The organism is Sphingorhabdus sp. M41 (assembly GCF_001586275.1).
Classification (GTDB): Bacteria; Pseudomonadota; Alphaproteobacteria; order Sphingomonadales; family Sphingomonadaceae; genus Parasphingorhabdus.
Map to the genome: position 1 here is coordinate 1,389,910 of NZ_CP014545.1, position 17,702 is coordinate 1,407,611.

The following is a 17,702-nucleotide window of genomic DNA, read 5'->3' on the forward strand; positions in this document are numbered from 1 at the left end:
GTCAATCTGGCAGTCACGCTCTTTGCGTGTTAGAGGCGAATCCGACGTGGGGGAGACAATATTCCGATGAAAAGCGCATTTGCCGAAAACAGACCATTTCTGCTGCTCAGCCTGCTGTTCGGCATCAGCTATTATTTTGCCTGCGTCCTGAACAATCCGGAACTTCCGGAACCGCTGATTGTCGTCTGGAAGGGTCTCGGAGTCAGCTTTCTGGCGATTTACGCCCTGATCCGGCTGCACCGTCTGGACGGCAAAATTGTCGGAGCGATCATGGCATTTGGTGCGATCGGCGACATGACCCTGGAATATGACATGCGGATCGGTGCCGGAGCGTTTCTCATTGGCCATCTTGTCGCAATCGGCTTCTATTCCCGCTATCGTCGCCACAAACTGGGTCTGAGCCAGAAGATATTTGCGATTCTTCTGGTGCCGCTGTCGGTATTGATTGCATGGGCATTGCCTTCCAACAGGGGCGACGCATTGACCATCGCAATCTACTGTCTGTCGGTGGCGGCGATGGCGTCCATGGCGTGGACCAGCCGTTTCTCCCGCTACCAGGTCGGTGCGGGAGCGATTCTGTTTCTCGTTTCAGACCTGCTGATATTTGCGCGGATGGGCCCGATGGAAACCAGCATCATACCGACATTGCTGGTCTGGCCTTTCTATTATTTCGGTCAGTTCATGATCGCGACGGGAATTGTCAGAACACTAAGGCACGAAATGGCAGCGGACAGCGCCGACCCGGTTCACGCCTGATAAGCGGCTATAGTGGTCCGGTGAAGCAACCGGTCATGCCCGTCATAGCCGCCGGTCGCGCAATGCAGGACAGAACGATTGTCCCACATGACCAGCATATTCGGCTGCCATTGGTGGCGATAGACAAATTCGTCGCGGCTTTGCCAGGCATATAGTTGCTGCAGCAGGGGCAGGGCCTCTTCCTGCGCCATGCCTTCAAAGCCTATTATATAGCCGAGGCAGCTGAACAGTCCGGGGCGTCCGGTTTCCGGATGTTCGCGGATCAGCGGATGGGTCTGGGTCTCGCGGGCGGACTCATCGGGACGGATCGCCATGCTGCGCCCCTCGTCCTTTTCGCCATAGGCGCCGTCGGGAGCGTAGGCCATTTGCGCGCTGTGAATCGCGACAAGGCCTTCATATTTTTCCCGCATTTCCGGCGGCATCGCATCGAGCGCTGCATGTTGATTGGCGAATAATGTGTCGCCGCCGACAGGGGGAATGGTGATGCCCAGCAGACAGGTTCCCGCTGGCGGACGGGCCTGAAAGCTCCAGTCGCTGTGCCAGTTCTCGGCGAACAACGGCGATTTCTCGTCTGCATCGCGCCGGATGGCTGCAATATGCTGACGGCCCTCAATCGGATCGAAAAACGGGTCAAGGCCGAAGGCGCCGAAATATTGGGTAAACCGCTCCAGATCGTCATCATTCATGGCCTGGTCCGGGAAGGACAGCACATGATGTTGCAGCCAGGCAGAGCGGATTTGGCCAATATCGTCAGCGGAAAGCGGCTGTGTCAGGTCGATACCCGTCACCTCGGCTCCGCAGGCTTGCCCGGATGGTGTGACCTTCATCAGCTTTCCCCTCGATATTATTCTCGTTCGTGCGGAGCCTGTCGACGCACCTCTTTCTGGTGGGAGGCGTCCTTCGACAAGCTCAGGACGAACGGTATTGGATCATTCGGCTGAATCGTCCGGTTCATCCGTTATTGCCACATCGCCGTCCGAAACGCCCTGATCGACCATTTCCTCGACCACGGCTTCTTCGGCTTCGTTTTCCGGCTCTTCTTCCTCGTCAATCTTGGCAGCGCCGACGACATGTTCGCCCTTGGCGACGTCGAACAATTTGACGCCCGAGCTGTTCCGTCCAATCACCCGCATATCCGCTACTTTCATGCGGATCAGCTTTGCCTGGTCGGTGACCAGCATGACCTGCTCGTCGTCCGATGCCCGGAAGCTGGCAACGACCGTGCCATTGCGCTTGATATTGTCGATGTTGAGAATGCCCTGACCGCCGCGGCCCGACTGGCGATATTCATAAGCGCTCGAGCGCTTGCCATAGCCATTGGCGCAGACGGTGAGGATGAAATCCTCGGTCTCGCTGAATTCGGCCATGCGTTCGGCGGACAGTTCGGGAGCGTTCTCATTGTCCTTCCACGGAGCGGCCTTGAGATACTGGTCGCGTTCCTCGGTCGAAGCTTCGAAACCGCGCAGGACCGACAGCGAGATGACTTCGTCATCGCCCTTCAGCGCAATACCGCGGACACCGGTGGATGTCCGGCTCTGGAAAGAGCGCACGGCATCACCGGCGAAGCGGATGGCCTTGCCGTTCTTGGTTGCGAGCAGGACATCGTCATTGTCGGTCAGCAATTCGACGCCGATCAGGCGATCATCGCTGCCTTCGTCAAATTTCATCGCGAATTTGCCATTGGAAGGCACGTTGGTGAAACTGTCCATGCTGTTGCGCCGGACGCCGCCTTTGGCAGTGGCGAACATCACGTGCAGCGCCGCCCATTCCGCCTCGTCTTCGGGCAATGGCAAGACCGTCGAAATTACTTCCCCGTCCGCCAGCGGCAGCAGGTTGATCATCGGACGGCCTTTGGTTTGTGGACCGCCTTCCGGCAGTTTCCAGACCTTGAGCCGGTAGACCTTGCCGTGGGTGGAAAAGAACAATACCGGCGTGTGCGTCGACGTCACGAACAATTCGGTGATCGCGTCTTCGTCCTTGGTCGCCATGCCAGCGCGGCCCTTGCCGCCGCGACGCTGGGCGCGGAAGGTGTCGAGCGGAGTGCGCTTGATATAGCCACCGTGGGTGACGGTCACGACCATTTCGGAGCGTTCCATCAGGTCTTCGTCTTCGAGACCGTCCCATGCTGCGGTGATTTCGGAGAGGCGCGGCGTCGCAAATTCGTCGCGCACTTCTTCAAGCTCTTCGCGCATCACGGCATAAAGCTTTTCGCGGTCGGCGAGAATGGCGAGATATTCCTCGATCGCGGCAGCCAGTTCCTTCAGCTCGTCACCAATTTCTTCGCGGCCGAGCGCGGTCAGTTTCTGCAGGCGCAGATCGAGAATCGCCTTCACCTGAACCTGGGACAGCTTATAGGTATCGCCCTCGACCTCGGTTTCGGTCGCTTCGACGAGCTTGATATAGCCAGCAATCTCGGCAATCGGCCATTCGCGCCGCAACAATGATTCACGGGCCTCTGCTGGGGTTGAGGAACCGCGGATGATCCGGACCACTTCGTCCATATTGGTGACCGCAACCACCAGGCCGAGCAAGATATGCGCCCGTTCGCGCGCCTTGTTCAGTTCGAACTTGGTGCGGCGGGTGATGACTTCTTCGCGGAATTTGACGAAGGATTCGATGATGTCGCGCAGCGTCAGCACTTCCGGCCGGCCGCCGCGAATGGCGAGCATATTGGCCGGGAAGCTGGACTGGGCAGGGGTGAAGCGCCAGATCTGGTTGAGCACTACGTCGGCGGTCGCGTCGCGCTTCAGCTCGATCACCACGCGGACACCGGCGCGGCTGGATTCATCACGAATGTCGGAGACGCCCTCGATCCGCTTGTCCTTGGCGGCTTCGGCGATTTTCTCGACCAGACCGGACTTGCCGACCTGAAACGGAATCGATGTCAGGACGATCGAGCGTTTGTCGCCGCGCCCTTCCTCGATCACGTGGCGCGCGCGCATCATGATTGATCCGCGACCGTCCTTATAGGCTGCGCGGGCGCCGGACTGGCCCAGAATCAGCGGTGCGGTCGGGAAATCCGGACCGGGAACAATTTCGATCAGCTCGTCAATGGTGATCCCGGGATTTTCGATATAGGCGAGGCTGGCGTTGATCACTTCGCCGAGATTGTGCGGCGGAATATTGGTGGCCATGCCGACGGCGATGCCGCCAGCGCCATTGACCAGCAGATTCGGGAAGCGGGCAGGGAGGACATTCGGTTCCTGCCGGCTGCCGTCATAATTGGGGATGAAGTCGACAGTATCCTTGTCGAGATCGTTGAGCAGGAAATTGGCGACCTTGTTCAGTCGCGCTTCGGTATAACGCATCGATGCCGGCATATCCGGATCCATCGAACCGAAATTTCCCTGACCGTCGATCAGCGGCACGCGCATCGACCAGTCCTGGGTCATGCGGGCCAGCGCCATGTAGATCGCGCTGTCGCCATGGGGGTGATAGTTGCCCATCACGTCACCGACGATTTTTGCGCATTTGCGATAAGGGCGTCCGGCGACCATGCCACCTTCCTGCGCCGCGAATAATATGCGGCGATGGACCGGCTTCAGACCATCGCGCACATCAGGCAATGCGCGGCTGACGATGACCGACATGGCATAATCCATGTAGCTGGTTTTCATCTCATCGACGATGTCTATCGGTTCGATATTGGACGGTGACGGTGGAGTGGTTTGTTCGTTCACAAACGGGCCTTTTTCATGGGTTTTTTCTTGTCGGTTCTTCTAGGCGAACGGGCTGGCAAAAGCCAGCCTTTCGGGCCAGTTTTACAATAATGTTACCGGGTGGATATCAGGGTTGGATTTCTGTTCCGTCCCACGCAAATATTTTGCCGCTGTCGGCGGGTTTCAGCGCATCGAGAACGGCGAGAAGCTGGCGAGCGGCGCGCCCGGAATCGAACAATTTTTCGGGCGCAACATTGCCCTGAAATGGGACGCTCAGCCTCGTGTCGACGGTGCCGGGGTGCAGAGCCACGATGATTGATTTGTCGTTCTTGCGCGACCATTCGATCGAGAGGTTGCGGATCATCATGTTGAGCGCGGCTTTGGAGGCCCGGTAGCCGTACCAGCCGCCAAGCCGATTGTCCGAAATGCTGCCGACACGGGCTGACAGGGCGGCGAATCTCAGAATGTCTTTGCGGTCCATCAGCGGCAGGAAATATTTGGCGACCATGGCGGGGCCAATCGCATTGACCTGATAATTTTTCATCAGCCAGTCGGCGTCGAGATGCCGGAGGCTTTTTTCCGGGCCTTTGATTTCATCATGCAGAAGTCCGGTTGCGACAAAAACCAGCGAGGGCGAAAGCCCGTGGTCCTGCAGCCAGTCCGCCGCATCCCTGATGCTTGCTTCGGATGTCAGGTCAACGGTGACGGGGCTGTTATCGGCTCGGGAGAAGCGGATAATATGGTCAAACCGGCTGTCGGCTTCCAGACTATCGGCAATTGCCGAGCCGATTCCGCCGGTTGCGCCAAAGATGACGGCTGTCCTTCCAGTCACGTGCGAAGGAAGCGGAGGCTGCTTTCTGTGCTGCCTTCGCCATCATAGCGGTAACCGTCATAGTCGAAACCCTTCAGCGCCGCGGGGTCGGTCAGATGGTTCTCGCAGATATAGCGCGCCATCATGCCGCGCGCGCGCTTGGCTTCGAAACTGATGAACTTGGGACCGTCGGGACTGTCCTTGCGAAAATCCACTTCGATGATCCGTCCGGGCAATTTTGCGACATGGGGTTTGACTGATGCCCAATATTCGTTGCTCGCGAGGTTGACGATGGTTTGGCTTTCAATCTGCGCCAGATCATCTGCCAGCGCATCGGCAATCTTGTCTTTCCAGAAGTCGGTCAGCTTGCTGTAGCGCGGTGCCCATTTCGTGCCCATTTCCAGACGGTGCGGGCGAATCGGATCGAGTGGACGGAGCAGCCCGTAGAGACCGGAGAGGATACGCAAATGACCCTGGGCAAAGGTCATGGCTTCGTCGCTAAGGCTGCTGGCTTCGAACCCGGTATAGACATCACCATTATAGGCATAGATCGCAGGCCGCTCGGGCTGATCGAAAAATTCGCTGTAACGCTTCCGGTTGAGGGCAATCAGATTATCGGAAACCGGCATGATCGCTTTCAGCTTCTTTACTGTCAGATTTCCGATCGCATTCGCCAGCTTTTCCGTTTCGTCGGGAAAGCGATTTGCGGATGGCGGGGTTGCGGGAATAGCGGATTCAAAATCCAGAGATTTGGCGGGGGATATGATTGCAAGCACGCGATTTTACCTCATTATACTCTATGGAGCGCTCCACGCCGTTGCGAAACGGCAGCCGTTCAACCTCTATTCAGCGGATTCACTCTAGGAAAGCTAAGAAAGCTTGGTAATAAGGCCAAGAGTGTATGGTGCAACCATATTCCGGGGAACCCGTTTCTCCCAAATAATAATCATCCGGAGGATATTCATGCGTTTTTTATCTCATTTTTCCATGGCCGTTGCGTTGGCTGCTGTCGGCACGCTGGCAGTAACAGCGTTGCCGCAGGAAGCTCAGGCAGCGAAAAAGAAAAAGGAAAAGGATTCCGGGGTTCAGATTAGCAAGGAAGTCAGACCAAAAGTGGCTGCTATTCAGGCCGCAATGGCAACCGAAACACCTGCGACTGCGAAGCCGCTGGTAGAAGCTCTGCTGGCCGAAACCCTTGCGCCCGATGATCGTTTCATAGCTGGCCAGCTGGCCATTCAACTTGGTGGCAAGCTCACCGATACCGGATTGCAGGAAAGAGGCATTATTGCCTCGCTCGATAGCGGCCGGACCGGACCGGAACAGTTGCCGGCGTTCAACTTTTTTGCCGGCAATTTTGCTTATGGCGCGGAACGCTGGGCCGACGCTGCCCAGAGGTTCCAGGCAGCCTATGATCTTGGTTATCGCGAGAATAACATCGAACCGCTGCTGGCCGAGAGCTATTTCAAACGGAATATGTTTCCCGAAGGCCTGGCAAAGTGGGACGAAATTCTGAACAACGCCAATGCGTCGCAAACCAAAGCCCCCGAATCATGGTACCGACTGGCACGTGATCGCGCGCTGGCCAGTGGCAACAAGGGCCTATATTCAACCTGGGCAGCGAAATGGGCCTCGGCTTATCCTTCCGGGGATTCTTGGGGTGATGCCATCGCAGCGAGCCGCTGGACGTCTCAATCCGATAGCGTTCAGAATCTTGAGGTTCTGCGTTTCATGAAAGCCACTGACGCTCTCAAGACAACCCGTGACTACAAGGAGTTTGCGGAAGAGGCGCAGCGCAAGAATCTATTTGGTGAAGTGGTCGCTGTCCTGGAAGAAGGAAAAAAGAAAGGCATCGTCAGCTCTACCAGCCCACTGATCGCCGAGCTACTCGAGCCGGCAAAACGCGAGGCGTCGTCTGACAAAGCATCGCTGCCTAGCCAGCCATCCGGGGTGCGAGGCTCCGGAAGCAGTTCGGTGATGATGAATTTTGCCGATGTCTGGCTTGGTTACAAAGATTATGGCAAGGCTGTAGCCTTTTATGAAGCGGGTCTTTCGAAGCCCGGAGCCGATGTGAATCGCGGCTATGTCGGGATCGGTACGGCCCATGCTTTTGCTGGCGACTTGGCAGCAGCCAAGCAGGCCTTTGCGAAGGTTTCCGGAACCCGCGCGCCACTAGCCACGATGTGGCAGACCTGGATCGCGCAACAGGCTGCGCCGGCAACCCCGGTGGCAACTCCGGCAGCGGCTGAACCGACAAGCTAGTCGAGTCTTTTATGTGATTTGAAGAAGGGCGCCATTGGCGCCCTTTTTTATTCCTGGATCGGAACGCCCGGCAAATGCTTGGCCGACCGGATGGTCAGTGATGTCTTGACGCTGGCGACATTGGGGGCGGCGGTTAGCTGGCTGGTCAAAAAGCTTTGAAATTGTTGAAGGTCCTTGGCGACGACCTTCAGTATAAAATCGATTTCGCCGTTCAGCATATAGCATTCCCGTACTTCGGGGAGCTTTTGCACATGTTCTTCAAAGGCCTGCAAATCGGTTTCTGCCTGACTTTTTAGGCTGACCATTGCGAATACCGTGATCGTGTAGCCCATTTTGGCCGGATCGATCGCAGCGTGATAGGAGTTGATCACTCCTTCATCTTCCAATGCCCGCATGCGACGGAGGCAGGGGGGAGCCGTCAAACCGACGCTGTTGGCAAGTTCTACATTGGTAATGCGGCCATCATCCTGTAGCCGCTGCAAAATTTTCAGGTCGATTTCGTCCAAATTTGTGTCAGCCATAGAAATGTAATATCCGTTCGCGAATCATTTGATCGTTATAATATAATAAGCAAACCAAGCAACGCTTTCTCCCATGTCCCACATTGTGACGAGAAATATTCATTGCTTCCAGTAAGGCGGCGGAAGAGTTATCACCCACTTAATAATCGGATACACCAACGCTTTTCGGGATCTTCATATTGCGCTTCGATGACCGTCTGACCACCGTGCTCAAGGGGAGCCTGCCGGAAGGCCCAGGAGCAGCCACGCAATGGCGCCAGGTGACCGATCTGTTGGCGCAGAAACCCGGGGATTTGGCGAACCATGATGTCCAGGCCGGATTGACCCGGCTGCGTGATCTGCACGACAGAGTCTCCGAACAGGATCGTGTGGCCGCCGTGCAATCGCTGAGCGGCCGATTGCGGTCCGCGCCGCTGCTGGTCTATTTGACCGCCGATACTGATGCTGTCTGCGATGCTGCCATGATGTCTGCTGACCTGCCACCGGAAAGCTGTGCGGATGCTTTCCCGAGGCTTTCGCCCCGCGCGCAGGCGAGATTGCAATCACAGGGTTTCGTGTTCGCTGATGAGAAACAAGAAGAGCCTGCTCCGCAAATTGTGGAAGAAGAGCTGGCTCCCGTCGCCAGTTCGGATACAGGACCTGCGATCGAATCGCCGTCAGACCGATCAGGGGATCCCGCTGGCCAGCTGGCTGAATCCCAAATCAGCGCGCTGGTCGAAAAGATCGCGGATTACCAAAAGAAGCGCCCGACCGAAATGCAGCGCCCACTGGTCGGTGAAGATGGCGGCAAAAGCTTCTTTGTCGAATCGCTTGAGGCCATCCGGTTTGAAACGGACGAGACCGGCACGATTAACTGGACCGAGGGGCCGCCGAAAGGCGCCATAGTCGGTGTCAGCATCGCTCAGCCCGCCTTTGATGAAGGCCCCGGTCCCGATGCTTATGGTGCGGCAGCATTCCGTCAGCGCATGCCCATGGAAAATGCGCGTATGCGACTCTGCGGCGCGTCCATTGTCGCCGGCGACTGGCGAATGAGCGCAATACCTTATTTTAGCGAGGAAACGGGACGCTTTGAAGGTTATCGCGGACTGATGCGGCGGCCCAATATGGCGGAAGATGCCGCTCATAGCGGTGTCAATGTCGAACGTCGCGAACAGCTCCAGCAATTGATCCACGAACTGCGGACGCCGCTCAATGCTGTGATCGGCTTTAGCGAGATTATCGATCAGCAGCTTTTCGGACCGGCCTCGCGTGAATATCGGTCGCTGGCGCGCAACATCATGGATGAAGCGAGACGATTGCTGGCTGGTTTTGAAGATCTGGATGTTGCCGTGAAAGTCGATTCCGGGCAATTGCCGGAATCCAGCGGAAGCACGAAAGCCGACTGGCTGTTTGAGCGGATGACTCAGCGTCTGCAAGGGCTTACCCAGAGCAAGGTGGTCGATCTCAACATCAGCAAGGCAGAGCCGGTTCGGCCGTTTGCGCTGGATGGCGAATCGGTCGAACGGATTTTTGCCCGCTTGTTGTCGGCTGCGATTATTTCCTGCGAAAATGGCGAGACGCTCAAGGGTGAATTGCGGACCTGCATAGGCGTGCAGCCGATCAACCAGTTCACTCTGTCACGTCCCTCGCGGATCAAGGATGTTGCAGAAAGCATATTGCTTGACCCGTCACAGGGCATCGATGGTGATGTCGGAGAATCCTCGCTGCTGGGTCTGGGTTTCTCGCTGCGCCTGGTGCGGAATCTCGCGCAGTCCGCCGGTGGTTCGCTCACCATAACCGAGGATAACATTGCCTTGACCCTGCCAGCAGCGACGACTAGCAAAATCAAAATTCGGGAAACGGAATCGGAATAGCCAGTCTGTTCATGGTCCGGTTTTTCGGAAAATACGGACCAACTGGAGGTGACAGAAATTTCTGCACAGGATCATCAGCCGATGAAAATCCGGAGGCCGAATCGCCACGTCCATTGGCCGGAAAAATTCGGCAGACGCTTTCTCATCTCGGTAGATACGGAAGAAGAGTTTGACTGGGATGCCCCGTTTCAGCGCGAGGGCCATACCACCGCATCTGTTCCCCAGCTGCAGGAATTTCAGGAGTTCATAGAGGCTCACGGAGTTCAGCCGGTCTATTTTATCGATTATGCGATCATTGAAAATGACGCAGCTGCAGCCTTTCTCAGGACCGTTGCAGAGCAAGGAAGAGCGACGGTTGGCGTTCATTTACATCCCTGGATCAATCCGCCTTTCGACGAGCAGGTAAATATCTACAACAGTTTTGCAGGCAATCTGCCGAAAGAGCTGGAGGAGGAGAAGCTCGTCACATTGCGCGATGCCATTCGTGACAAAATTGGAATCACGCCGACGATTTTTCGCGCCGGTCGCTATGGCATTGGGCCGAACACGACAGAGCTGTTGATCAAACATGGCTTTGAGATGGACAGCAGTATTCGTCCGCGATTCGACTATAGCGGGCAGGGCGGTCCGGATTTTCTGGCGGTTGGTTCGGAACCCTATTGGTGGAATGGGGAGGCCAAGCTTCTCGAAGTGCCCCTGACGACCGTCTATTCAGGGCTTTTGCGCAAGCAAGCCGGTTTTGTGGCCGGGATCATGGAAAAATATCCGCTGGTCAATGCGCTATTCTCCCGGAGCAAGATGATCGAGCGCATTCCGCTCACGCCCGAAGGCATTTCCGCGCGCGAAACGAAGGAGGCAATCGACGTCGCGCTGGATGATGAATTGCGATTGCTGGTCTTCTCCTTCCACTCTCCTTCACTGTCTCCCGGCCATACGCCTTATGTTCGCAGCCAAGCCGATCTCGAGGGTTTTTACGATTGGTGGCGGGAGGTTCTGGACCATCTTGCAACACGCAATGTAAAACCTGTCGATATCAGCGAATTGATGCGGGTTGCGAAGGACAGCTAGCATCTCATTTCTGTCAATCTGACAAATTGCGATGATCGTTCTTGCCAAGTCGTCATAGCTTCCGCTATCGCACCCTCCCATTGAGATCTGCCTGAAAAAGCTGCTCATATGGGCCTGTAGCTCAGTTGGTTAGAGCTGGCCGCTCATAACGGCTAGGTCGGGGGTTCGAATCCCTCCGGGCCCACCATATTTATTTCAATTGCCGTGAATCGGTCTCCTTCCGAGCCGCGGCAAAAAGAAGCGTAAAAACCCTTTGCTTTTCCGAAAAGCACCGCCTAGGGGAAGCGCGCGTCGGGGAGTGGCGCAGCCTGGTAGCGCACCTGTTTTGGGTACAGGGGGTCGCAGGTTCAAATCCTGTCTCCCCGACCATTTTTCCCTCTGTATCTTGCGCTCCATATTCGGCCTGGCCGCAGCCAGGCTCTTGGCTAGCTGCCGCTGGAAACCATTTTCCGCCAAAGCTTGAAGCCTTTGTAGACCAGAAAAATGCACAGGATCAGCATGAGCGATGCAATGATCAGCGCGGCAACCGGATTGGCAAAGGCAAGGAAAAGCAGGCCGCCGGTCGCAATATCCTCGCCGGTCGAGACGACGGCGTTGCTGACCGGTTCCGGACTGGTGTTGACGAGGGCGCGAGCGCCGGTTTTTGCGCCATGGCTCATCAGCGCTGCGCTGCCTCCCAGAAGAAACACCACAAGCTGCCACACCGGATCGCTGGCGTCGACAACCGCCAGAGCAAGAAGCGCGCCGCCCAGCGGCCGGATCGCGGTATGAATGGTGTCCCAGATCGAATCGAGCCAGAGAATCTTGTCGGCGAAAAATTCCGCCAGCGCTCCGAGCGCGCTGATTGCCAGAACCCAGGGATTGGCAAAGGCGTCGAGGACCTGCAGGTTTTCGGGAAGACTGACCCATCCGAGACGCATCGCCAGACCGGTGACAAAGACGGTGAGATAAAGCCGCCAGCCCGATATCAGGCTGACGCTACCGGCCAATCCCAATAGCTCGACAATTCCCATGTCATGATCCTGCCACGCCGTTCGGTTTTTGGCAAATCCGACTGCCCGAGCCGGTGAGAATCAAAAGACTTGGCAAAGCCGCCGCTTGCTGTTCATATGAAAGAATGAACAAACCAGAGACCGACAGCAGAGCGCCAGCGATGGATGCGATCACAGGCAAGCCGATGCCCAAACCGATTCCCGCGTCCACGCTGGTGATATTCCGGGATCAGCCCGGGAGCAATGCGCCGGATCTGCTGATGGTGGAGCGCTCGGCTAAAATGGTCTTTGCCGCCGGTGCCGCGGTATTTCCCGGTGGCCGGATTGATGACGCGGATTTCGAATTTGCCAGAGCGCTCGGTCATGACGATTTTGAAGAATATGGTGCACGCATTGCGGCGGTCAGGGAATCGATCGAGGAAACCGGGATTGCGGTCGCCGTCGAGGGGGATCTCGATCCCCGGCGTGTCCTGGAGGCCAGGGATGCGCTGCACAAGGGCACGGTGCTGGCCGATATCTGCAACCAGTTTGACTGGCAGCTGGAGCTGGAGAAGCTGATACCCTTCTCGCGCTGGTGCCCGCCTTTTGCGGAAAAGCGGGTGTTCGACACGCGATTCTACATGATCTCGCATGACGATCACAAGGCACAGGCAACGGTCGATGAAACCGAGAATTACAATCTGTTCTGGGGCAATGCCCAATCAGTGCTTGATCGCGCCGAAGCGGGCGAGGTCAAGATCATCTTCCCGACCAAGCGCAATCTAGAGCGGCTGGCGCAATTCGGATCGTTTGATGAGGCGGTCGCGCATGTGAAGGACCACCCGTCGGTGATGGTCTCTCCCAATATCGAGAAGCGGGGCGAGGAAGTCCATCTGTGCATACCGGAAGGCATCGGCTATCCGATCACTTCCGAACCGATGGAAGCTGTCCAGCGCGGTTTCAAGAAATAGGGAAAATGGTGCGCCCGGCAGGACTCGAACCTGCTGCCTCAAGATTAGAAGTCTCGCGCTCTATCCAGATGAGCTACGGGCGCCATTTGCAAAAAACCGCAGATTTTTGCGGCTTTGCGCCTAGTTTCATTTTTCAAACTTGTCAATAAGGAAGGTTTTTTCCTCCTCAGGGTGCGGCGGAGCGTCCGCATGCGCGACTGGGGCTGTTTGACCAGATCCGTTCAAAGACAAGGGTTTTTCACAAAAATGGCAAAAATGCTGAGCGAATTGGTCGTTCCAAACCGGGTGCATATCGACGGCGACCGCAGAGCAATTAAACGGACGGCCCGGAATCGAGGAGCGCAAACAGCATGAACCCGGTATCTTTCAACGTGGCATCGACATCCAAGTCCGGATTGTCGATCAGCATCTCCAGAACCGCATATCCCGTTTCCACGATGATCTGATAGCGTCGTTCGATTTCCTGAACATCGGTGCCCGGTTTTTCGCTCACGCGTAAATCGACAAATCTTTTGACCATTTCGCCATGGGACGAGCGCCGAACATCGGCGAGCTGCGGTGTCGCGTGCAGCGCGCGCATGATCCATGGGCCACCTTCCTGGGCCATGGTCACATCATATTGTCCGCGCAGTTGATCGGCAATATTCTGGGCCGTTGGCAATATCCCGGTCTCGTCGAGCGTGTCATAGAGCGCATCATTCTGAACCCGCATCAGACGTTCGCCCAAGGCTTTCAATACCGCATATTTGTTCGGGAAATAGCGATAAAGCGCTGGCGGGGTCAGGCCGGCGCGCTTGCAGATGAGGTTGGTGTTCAGCTTGTCAAAGCCCAGTTCCTCCAACAGCTCTGCCGAGGCTTCCAATATCCGGTCAATCGTGTCTTCGCCCCGCTGTTGTCGCGGACGCCGGCGCGGCTCGACCGCCTTGTCGGATATGTTCGCTTTCGTAGGCATGTCCGTCCTCTTGACACTATGAATATTGAAAGATAGTAATTACTATCTTTCTGGCAAAAGGCAAGATTGGGATATGAAAAGACTGGTCGCAGCATCGATGGTTTTGCTCGCCGCATGCGGGGAAGGCAGTGCCGACCAGAATGGCGAAACCGGCGATTCGATGGTTGCCGCGATTTCGCCTACAGGTTCCGACATCCAGCTTGCCGCTGACCTCACTCCCGATGATGCGAAGCTCGCGGCCAAATATGACCGGAGTTGCAGAGCCTGTCACTCGGCCGTCGACGCCGCAGCGCCATTGACCGGACATAAAGCCGCATGGGCCGTTCGATATGACGCCAGGGGCGCAGCAGGCTTGCTGGCCCGTACCAAGACCGGTCTCAACGCCATGCCGCCGATGGGATTGTGCAGTGATTGTTCGGATGAAGAACTGGAAAAATTGATCGCCTTCATGGCCGGAAGGACAAGCTGATGGCCCTTTCTCGCAGGAAATTGTTATTGGGGGGTGCCGCTGTTGCAGTCGCCATTCCGGTGGGGAGCCAGGCCTGGTGGTCTTCAAAGAATTTTGTCCGCGACGGCTTTGATCCCGATCTGCCCAAAGCCCCGACCGGTGAACGCGCCTGGGTGAACTGGTCCGGCATCGAAAAAGCGACGCCAAAGATATTGGCAGCTCCCACCAGCACCGAAGAAGTTGTGGCGCTGGTCCAAAACAGCCCGACACCCATTCGCCCGGCGGGAAGCGGCCACAGCTTTACCGCTTTATGTCCGTCCGAAGGGACAATGGTGGACATAGGTGCGTTGTCAGGAATCATCAGCCATGATCCAGTAACAAATATCGCGACGCTGGGAGCCGGTACCAAGCTGCAACAAGCCGCGCGCCTGCTCCATGAACAGGGCCTCGCTTTGGCCAATTTGCCCGATATCGACGTGCAGACGCTCGCGGGCGGTTTCAGCACTGCTACCCATGGCACCGGGCGCAACCTGACCGCGATTCACGATTATGTGCGGGGCTTTGAACTGGTCACCCCGTCGGGCGATATTGTACAAGCAAGCGCCGAGCAAAATGCGGACCTGTTCCAGGCGGGCAAGGTATCGCTTGGTGCGCTGGGAATCATCACCCGCTATGATCTGCAAGTCGAACCGGCCTTTGATCTGCACCGCCGCGTGAAACTGGTCAAGACCGAAGATATCCTCGACCAATATATGGGCCTCTCCGAACAGCACCGGAATTTTGAAGCGGTATTCTTCCCCAACACGGGTCATGGCGCCACCTTTACCCATGACAAATATGAAGGGTCTCTGTCAGGAGAGCAGCCAAGCGAAGATGATAATTTCCTTCAGGATCTAAAACAGTTGCGGGATACATTCGGCTGGTCATCGTGGCTCAGGCGCAAGATATTTGCAGCGTCGGTTGATCCTGAGGCCGGAGAAGATACCACCGATGCGGGCTGGAAATTGCTCGCGACCAGCCGTCCTTCCAAATTCAACGAAATGGAATATCATATTCCGCTGGAAAACGGACTGGAGACATTGCGCACGGTGATCGCCAAGATGGAAAGCAGAAATGATGCCTTCTATCCCATTGAGGCACGGGTCACCGCACCGGACGATGCCTGGCTCAGCCCGTTCAACGATGGCCACCGGCTTTCGATCGCCATTCATGCTGATTCTTCGGAAAACTTCCAATATTTCTTCACGGAATTCGAACCAATATTCCGCGCCGCCGGCGGGCGCCCGCACTGGGGCAAATTGCACAGTCTTGGCGCGAAGGAATTGTCGGCACTTTATCCAAAATTTGCCGCTTTCAATCAGCTGCGCAGGGAGCTTGATCCGACAGGAAAACTTGTAAATCCCTATCTCTCCAAAATCTGGGGAGAAGCCTAGCATGGCAAAATTGAGCCGTAGAAAAATGCTGGTTGGCGGAGCGGTGATAGCGGGAGGAATGGCTGTGGCATTGGGACGAGAATCAGACAAGAGCGGACCGCGCAGCCCCTATTTTCTGGCCATGCAGAAGGCATTGCGCGACGCGAAAATTGCGCAGCCCACCTTGGTGATCGACCGGGCGCGGCTGAATGCGAATATTGATCAACTCATGTCTGATTTGCCGGACGGCATGGGATACCGGATCGTCGCCAAATCACTGCCTTCGCTCGACCTGATTGGTCATATTCGGAAACGCGCCCACACCGACCGGCTGATGACATTCAACCTGCCAATGCTGATCGCGCTGAGCAAAGCCATGCCGGACGCGAACCAGCTGATCGGCAAGCCGATGCCGGCGCAGGCCGTGAAAAATTATTTCGCCGCGCTGCCGCAGGATAAAGCGGAAGCGGCCAGCAAGGTTCAATGGTTGGCGGATACACCAGAGCGGCTCGATCAATATGCCGCCATTGCTGACGCGCAAGGCGCTGATATGGCGATCAATATTGAATTGGACGTAGGTCTGCACCGTGGCGGGATGGAGCCCGGCGATGCGCTGACCGGCATGATGGAAAAAATCCGCCAGTCAAACCGCCTGAAATTTTCCGGTCTGATGGGTTACGAGCCGCACTTGTCGAAAATTCCTACGACATTGGGCTGGCGGGACCGGGCCAAAAACGGTGCGTGGGAAATTTATGGTTCGGCCTTGGGCTCAGCAAAGCACGTCTTTGGAGAGGCCGAGGTCACAGCCGCGACCCGCAACGCGGCCGGCAGCCCGACTTATCGGCTCTATAAGAATACCGATATTGCCAACGAAATCTCGGTCGGTTCGGCGCTGGTCAAGCCAACGGACTTCGACACCGGTTTACTGGAACCGTTCGCGCCCGCCGCTTTCATCGCCACGCCTGCTCTCAAGGTGCTTGATGAAACGCGGTTGCCGGTGATGGAATTTGCCGACGGCGCAAAACGGGCGCTCAATCCCAATCTCGACAAGACGGTCTTCATCTATGGTGGCAAGTGGATGGCGCATCCCGAAGATCCTCCCGGACTGCGCTATAACAGTACATTCGCTCGCTCCAGCAACCAGGAAATGCTGAATGGTGGCCCGGGCACCGACATCCGGCCCGATGATTTTGTCTTCCTGCGTCCGACACAAAGCGAAGCCGTGTTCCTGCAATTCGGAGATATCGCGATCTATGACGATGGTGCGATAATCGATAGCTGGCCGGTGTTCCCATCGAGCGCTTGAGACACATTTTGCCGAGATAGAGAAAATTGATCTTTAAAAAGTCACTTTGATCAAGCCACGGTTTTGCCAGCAAATTTATCCCATCAGTCTTGCATGAGAACGGCCGCTCACTGCGTGATTTAGAGGCATTTCCACTGGGGTGTGAGCAGGTCCCGCAGAAGAAACAGGTTGACTGAATTCGATATATACATCTTATTGTACAATAGATTGTATAAATTTATCGGAGTCTGTGTCTGTGGAAAGTTACGTCGATAGCCATCCGTTGCGAGGCGCTTTTATCGCCAATCAGTTGGTTCGCTTAGCGGATTTGATCTCTGATCAGGGTGAATTGCTCCTGCAGGACGCGGGTATCGAGTTTCCCGCACGAGCTGTGTCCTATATTTTGTTAATTGGTGAGCGGCGCGAAATATCCACCGCTGACATTGCTAAGCTTCTTCGGCAGCCCCATCAGGTGGCAACGCAACGCGTCGAACTACTCATCACATCAGCTATCGTCGAGCGGTTCGCAGATCCCCAGGACGGACGGCGGAAAATTCTGCGGCTGACACCCAGCGGCATAGAGCAATTCGGGCGTTTGCAGGCATGTCTGGAAAAAGCCGCTCGTGCTTTCGCCGGCCTGTTCGAGGAAATCGAATGTGACATGCCGGCGATCACGCGGCGCGCGACAGAGGCGCTTGAGCAAAAATCAGTCCTGGAGCGGGTTCGGGCGCTCTGA

The 17,702-nt window shown here is 56.3% G+C and carries 16 protein-coding genes and 3 tRNA genes; 11 read left to right on the forward strand and 8 right to left on the reverse strand.

Annotation, left to right across the window (positions count from 1 at the left end):
* Nucleotides 1-66 precede the first annotated feature (66 nt).
* The gene (locus tag AZE99_RS06625; protein ID WP_231862708.1) at nucleotides 67-756 is read left to right on the forward strand and encodes a lysoplasmalogenase; all 690 of its coding nucleotides are present in this window, start codon (nucleotides 67-69) and stop codon (nucleotides 754-756) included.
* On the opposite strand, the gene AZE99_RS06630 is transcribed toward AZE99_RS06625, so the two are convergent.
* From AZE99_RS06630 to AZE99_RS06645, 4 genes are all read right to left on the reverse strand, one after another.
* Nucleotides 747-1,583, reverse strand: a complete 837-nt coding sequence (locus AZE99_RS06630) for a TauD/TfdA dioxygenase family protein (RefSeq protein ID WP_067199081.1) — start codon at nucleotides 1,581-1,583, stop codon at nucleotides 747-749. The two genes, AZE99_RS06625 and AZE99_RS06630, sit on opposite strands and share 10 nt — an antisense overlap.
* A gap of 102 nt (nucleotides 1,584-1,685) precedes the next feature.
* Entirely contained in the window at nucleotides 1,686-4,373 is a 2,688-nt protein-coding gene (gene gyrA / locus AZE99_RS06635; RefSeq protein ID WP_156472337.1) for a DNA gyrase subunit A, read from the reverse strand.
* A gap of 169 nt (nucleotides 4,374-4,542) precedes the next feature.
* The gene (locus AZE99_RS06640) at nucleotides 4,543-5,247 is read right to left on the reverse strand and encodes an SDR family NAD(P)-dependent oxidoreductase (protein WP_067199085.1); all 705 of its coding nucleotides are present in this window, start codon (nucleotides 5,245-5,247) and stop codon (nucleotides 4,543-4,545) included.
* Complete coding sequence (locus AZE99_RS06645) at nucleotides 5,244-6,002, reverse strand: YaaA family protein (protein ID WP_067199087.1); 759 nt, start codon at nucleotides 6,000-6,002, stop codon at nucleotides 5,244-5,246. The genes AZE99_RS06640 and AZE99_RS06645 overlap by 4 nt, the downstream gene beginning before the upstream one ends.
* A 187-nt stretch (nucleotides 6,003-6,189) precedes the next feature.
* On the opposite strand from AZE99_RS06645, the gene AZE99_RS06650 reads away from it, so the two are divergent.
* Nucleotides 6,190-7,485, forward strand: a complete 1,296-nt coding sequence (locus AZE99_RS06650; RefSeq protein WP_156472131.1) for a hypothetical protein — start codon at nucleotides 6,190-6,192, stop codon at nucleotides 7,483-7,485.
* A gap of 47 nt (nucleotides 7,486-7,532) precedes the next feature.
* Here AZE99_RS06650 and AZE99_RS06655 read toward each other — a convergent pair whose 3' ends face one another.
* On the reverse strand, nucleotides 7,533-8,006 hold the full coding sequence (locus AZE99_RS06655; RefSeq protein ID WP_067199094.1) for an Lrp/AsnC family transcriptional regulator: 474 nt from the start codon (nucleotides 8,004-8,006) through the stop codon (nucleotides 7,533-7,535).
* Between the two features lie 179 nt (nucleotides 8,007-8,185).
* On the opposite strand from AZE99_RS06655, the gene AZE99_RS06660 reads away from it, so the two are divergent.
* The 4 genes from AZE99_RS06660 to AZE99_RS06675 all read left to right on the forward strand — a co-directional run bounded on the left by AZE99_RS06660 (nucleotide 8,186) and on the right by AZE99_RS06675 (nucleotide 11,296).
* Entirely contained in the window at nucleotides 8,186-9,859 is a 1,674-nt protein-coding gene (locus tag AZE99_RS06660; protein WP_067199096.1) for a sensor histidine kinase, read from the forward strand.
* A gap of 48 nt (nucleotides 9,860-9,907) precedes the next feature.
* The gene (locus AZE99_RS06665) at nucleotides 9,908-10,927 is read left to right on the forward strand and encodes a polysaccharide deacetylase family protein (RefSeq protein ID WP_231862709.1); all 1,020 of its coding nucleotides are present in this window, start codon (nucleotides 9,908-9,910) and stop codon (nucleotides 10,925-10,927) included.
* 110 nt (nucleotides 10,928-11,037) lie between these two features.
* Nucleotides 11,038-11,114 (forward strand) — tRNA-Ile (locus AZE99_RS06670).
* Nucleotides 11,115-11,219: 105 nt separating this feature from the next.
* Nucleotides 11,220-11,296, forward strand: a tRNA-Pro gene (locus AZE99_RS06675).
* Nucleotides 11,297-11,352: 56 nt separating this feature from the next.
* Here AZE99_RS06675 and AZE99_RS06680 read toward each other — a convergent pair.
* The gene (locus AZE99_RS06680) at nucleotides 11,353-11,940 is read right to left on the reverse strand and encodes a DUF4126 domain-containing protein (RefSeq protein ID WP_067199101.1); all 588 of its coding nucleotides are present in this window, start codon (nucleotides 11,938-11,940) and stop codon (nucleotides 11,353-11,355) included.
* 104 nt (nucleotides 11,941-12,044) lie between these two features.
* On the opposite strand from AZE99_RS06680, the gene AZE99_RS06685 reads away from it, so the two are divergent.
* A complete protein-coding gene (locus tag AZE99_RS06685; protein ID WP_231862710.1) occupies nucleotides 12,045-12,869 on the forward strand; it encodes an NUDIX hydrolase in 825 nt (274 codons plus the stop codon).
* A 6-nt stretch (nucleotides 12,870-12,875) separates the two neighbouring features.
* Here AZE99_RS06685 and AZE99_RS06690 read toward each other — a convergent pair.
* Both AZE99_RS06690 and AZE99_RS06695 read right to left on the reverse strand, forming a co-directional pair.
* A tRNA-Arg gene (locus AZE99_RS06690) sits at nucleotides 12,876-12,952 on the reverse strand.
* 230 nt (nucleotides 12,953-13,182) lie between these two features.
* Nucleotides 13,183-13,821 (reverse strand): TetR/AcrR family transcriptional regulator, encoded by a 639-nt coding sequence (locus AZE99_RS06695; RefSeq protein ID WP_067199102.1) that lies wholly within the window; start codon nucleotides 13,819-13,821, stop codon nucleotides 13,183-13,185.
* A gap of 73 nt (nucleotides 13,822-13,894) precedes the next feature.
* Between AZE99_RS06695 and AZE99_RS06700 the strand changes: the two genes are divergently transcribed.
* The 4 genes from AZE99_RS06700 to AZE99_RS06715 all read left to right on the forward strand — a co-directional run bounded on the left by AZE99_RS06700 (nucleotide 13,895) and on the right by AZE99_RS06715 (nucleotide 17,702).
* Complete coding sequence (locus AZE99_RS06700; RefSeq protein WP_197460268.1) at nucleotides 13,895-14,290, forward strand: c-type cytochrome; 396 nt, start codon at nucleotides 13,895-13,897, stop codon at nucleotides 14,288-14,290.
* On the forward strand, nucleotides 14,290-15,702 hold the full coding sequence (locus AZE99_RS06705) for a D-arabinono-1,4-lactone oxidase (RefSeq protein WP_067199104.1): 1,413 nt from the start codon (nucleotides 14,290-14,292) through the stop codon (nucleotides 15,700-15,702). The genes AZE99_RS06700 and AZE99_RS06705 overlap by 1 nt, the downstream gene beginning before the upstream one ends.
* Before the next feature lies 1 nt (nucleotide 15,703).
* Entirely contained in the window at nucleotides 15,704-16,987 is a 1,284-nt protein-coding gene (locus AZE99_RS06710) for an alanine racemase (RefSeq protein ID WP_067199106.1), read from the forward strand.
* A gap of 235 nt (nucleotides 16,988-17,222) precedes the next feature.
* Entirely contained in the window at nucleotides 17,223-17,702 is a 480-nt protein-coding gene (locus AZE99_RS06715) for a MarR family winged helix-turn-helix transcriptional regulator (protein WP_197460269.1), read from the forward strand.

Excerpts from the sequence above, each read along its gene's own strand:
- AZE99_RS06710 (WP_067199106.1), top strand. The coding sequence starts at position 15,704 with ATGGCAAAATTGAGCCGTAGAAAAATGCTGGTTGGCGGAGCGGTGATA.
- AZE99_RS06700 (WP_197460268.1), top strand. The coding sequence starts at position 13,895 with ATGAAAAGACTGGTCGCAGCATCGATGGTTTTGCTCGCCGCATGCGGG.
- AZE99_RS06695 (WP_067199102.1), bottom strand. The coding sequence starts at position 13,821 with ATGCCTACGAAAGCGAACATATCCGACAAGGCGGTCGAGCCGCGCCGG.
- gyrA (WP_156472337.1), bottom strand. The coding sequence starts at position 4,373 with ATGAAAACCAGCTACATGGATTATGCCATGTCGGTCATCGTCAGCCGC.
- AZE99_RS06705 (WP_067199104.1), top strand. The coding sequence starts at position 14,290 with ATGGCCCTTTCTCGCAGGAAATTGTTATTGGGGGGTGCCGCTGTTGCA.
- AZE99_RS06630 (WP_067199081.1), bottom strand. The coding sequence starts at position 1,583 with ATGAAGGTCACACCATCCGGGCAAGCCTGCGGAGCCGAGGTGACGGGT.
- AZE99_RS06625 (WP_231862708.1), top strand. The coding sequence starts at position 67 with ATGAAAAGCGCATTTGCCGAAAACAGACCATTTCTGCTGCTCAGCCTG.
- AZE99_RS06655 (WP_067199094.1), bottom strand. The coding sequence starts at position 8,006 with ATGGCTGACACAAATTTGGACGAAATCGACCTGAAAATTTTGCAGCGG.
- AZE99_RS06685 (WP_231862710.1), top strand. The coding sequence starts at position 12,045 with ATGAACAAACCAGAGACCGACAGCAGAGCGCCAGCGATGGATGCGATC.
- AZE99_RS06650 (WP_156472131.1), top strand. The coding sequence starts at position 6,190 with ATGCGTTTTTTATCTCATTTTTCCATGGCCGTTGCGTTGGCTGCTGTC.
- AZE99_RS06680 (WP_067199101.1), bottom strand. The coding sequence starts at position 11,940 with ATGGGAATTGTCGAGCTATTGGGATTGGCCGGTAGCGTCAGCCTGATA.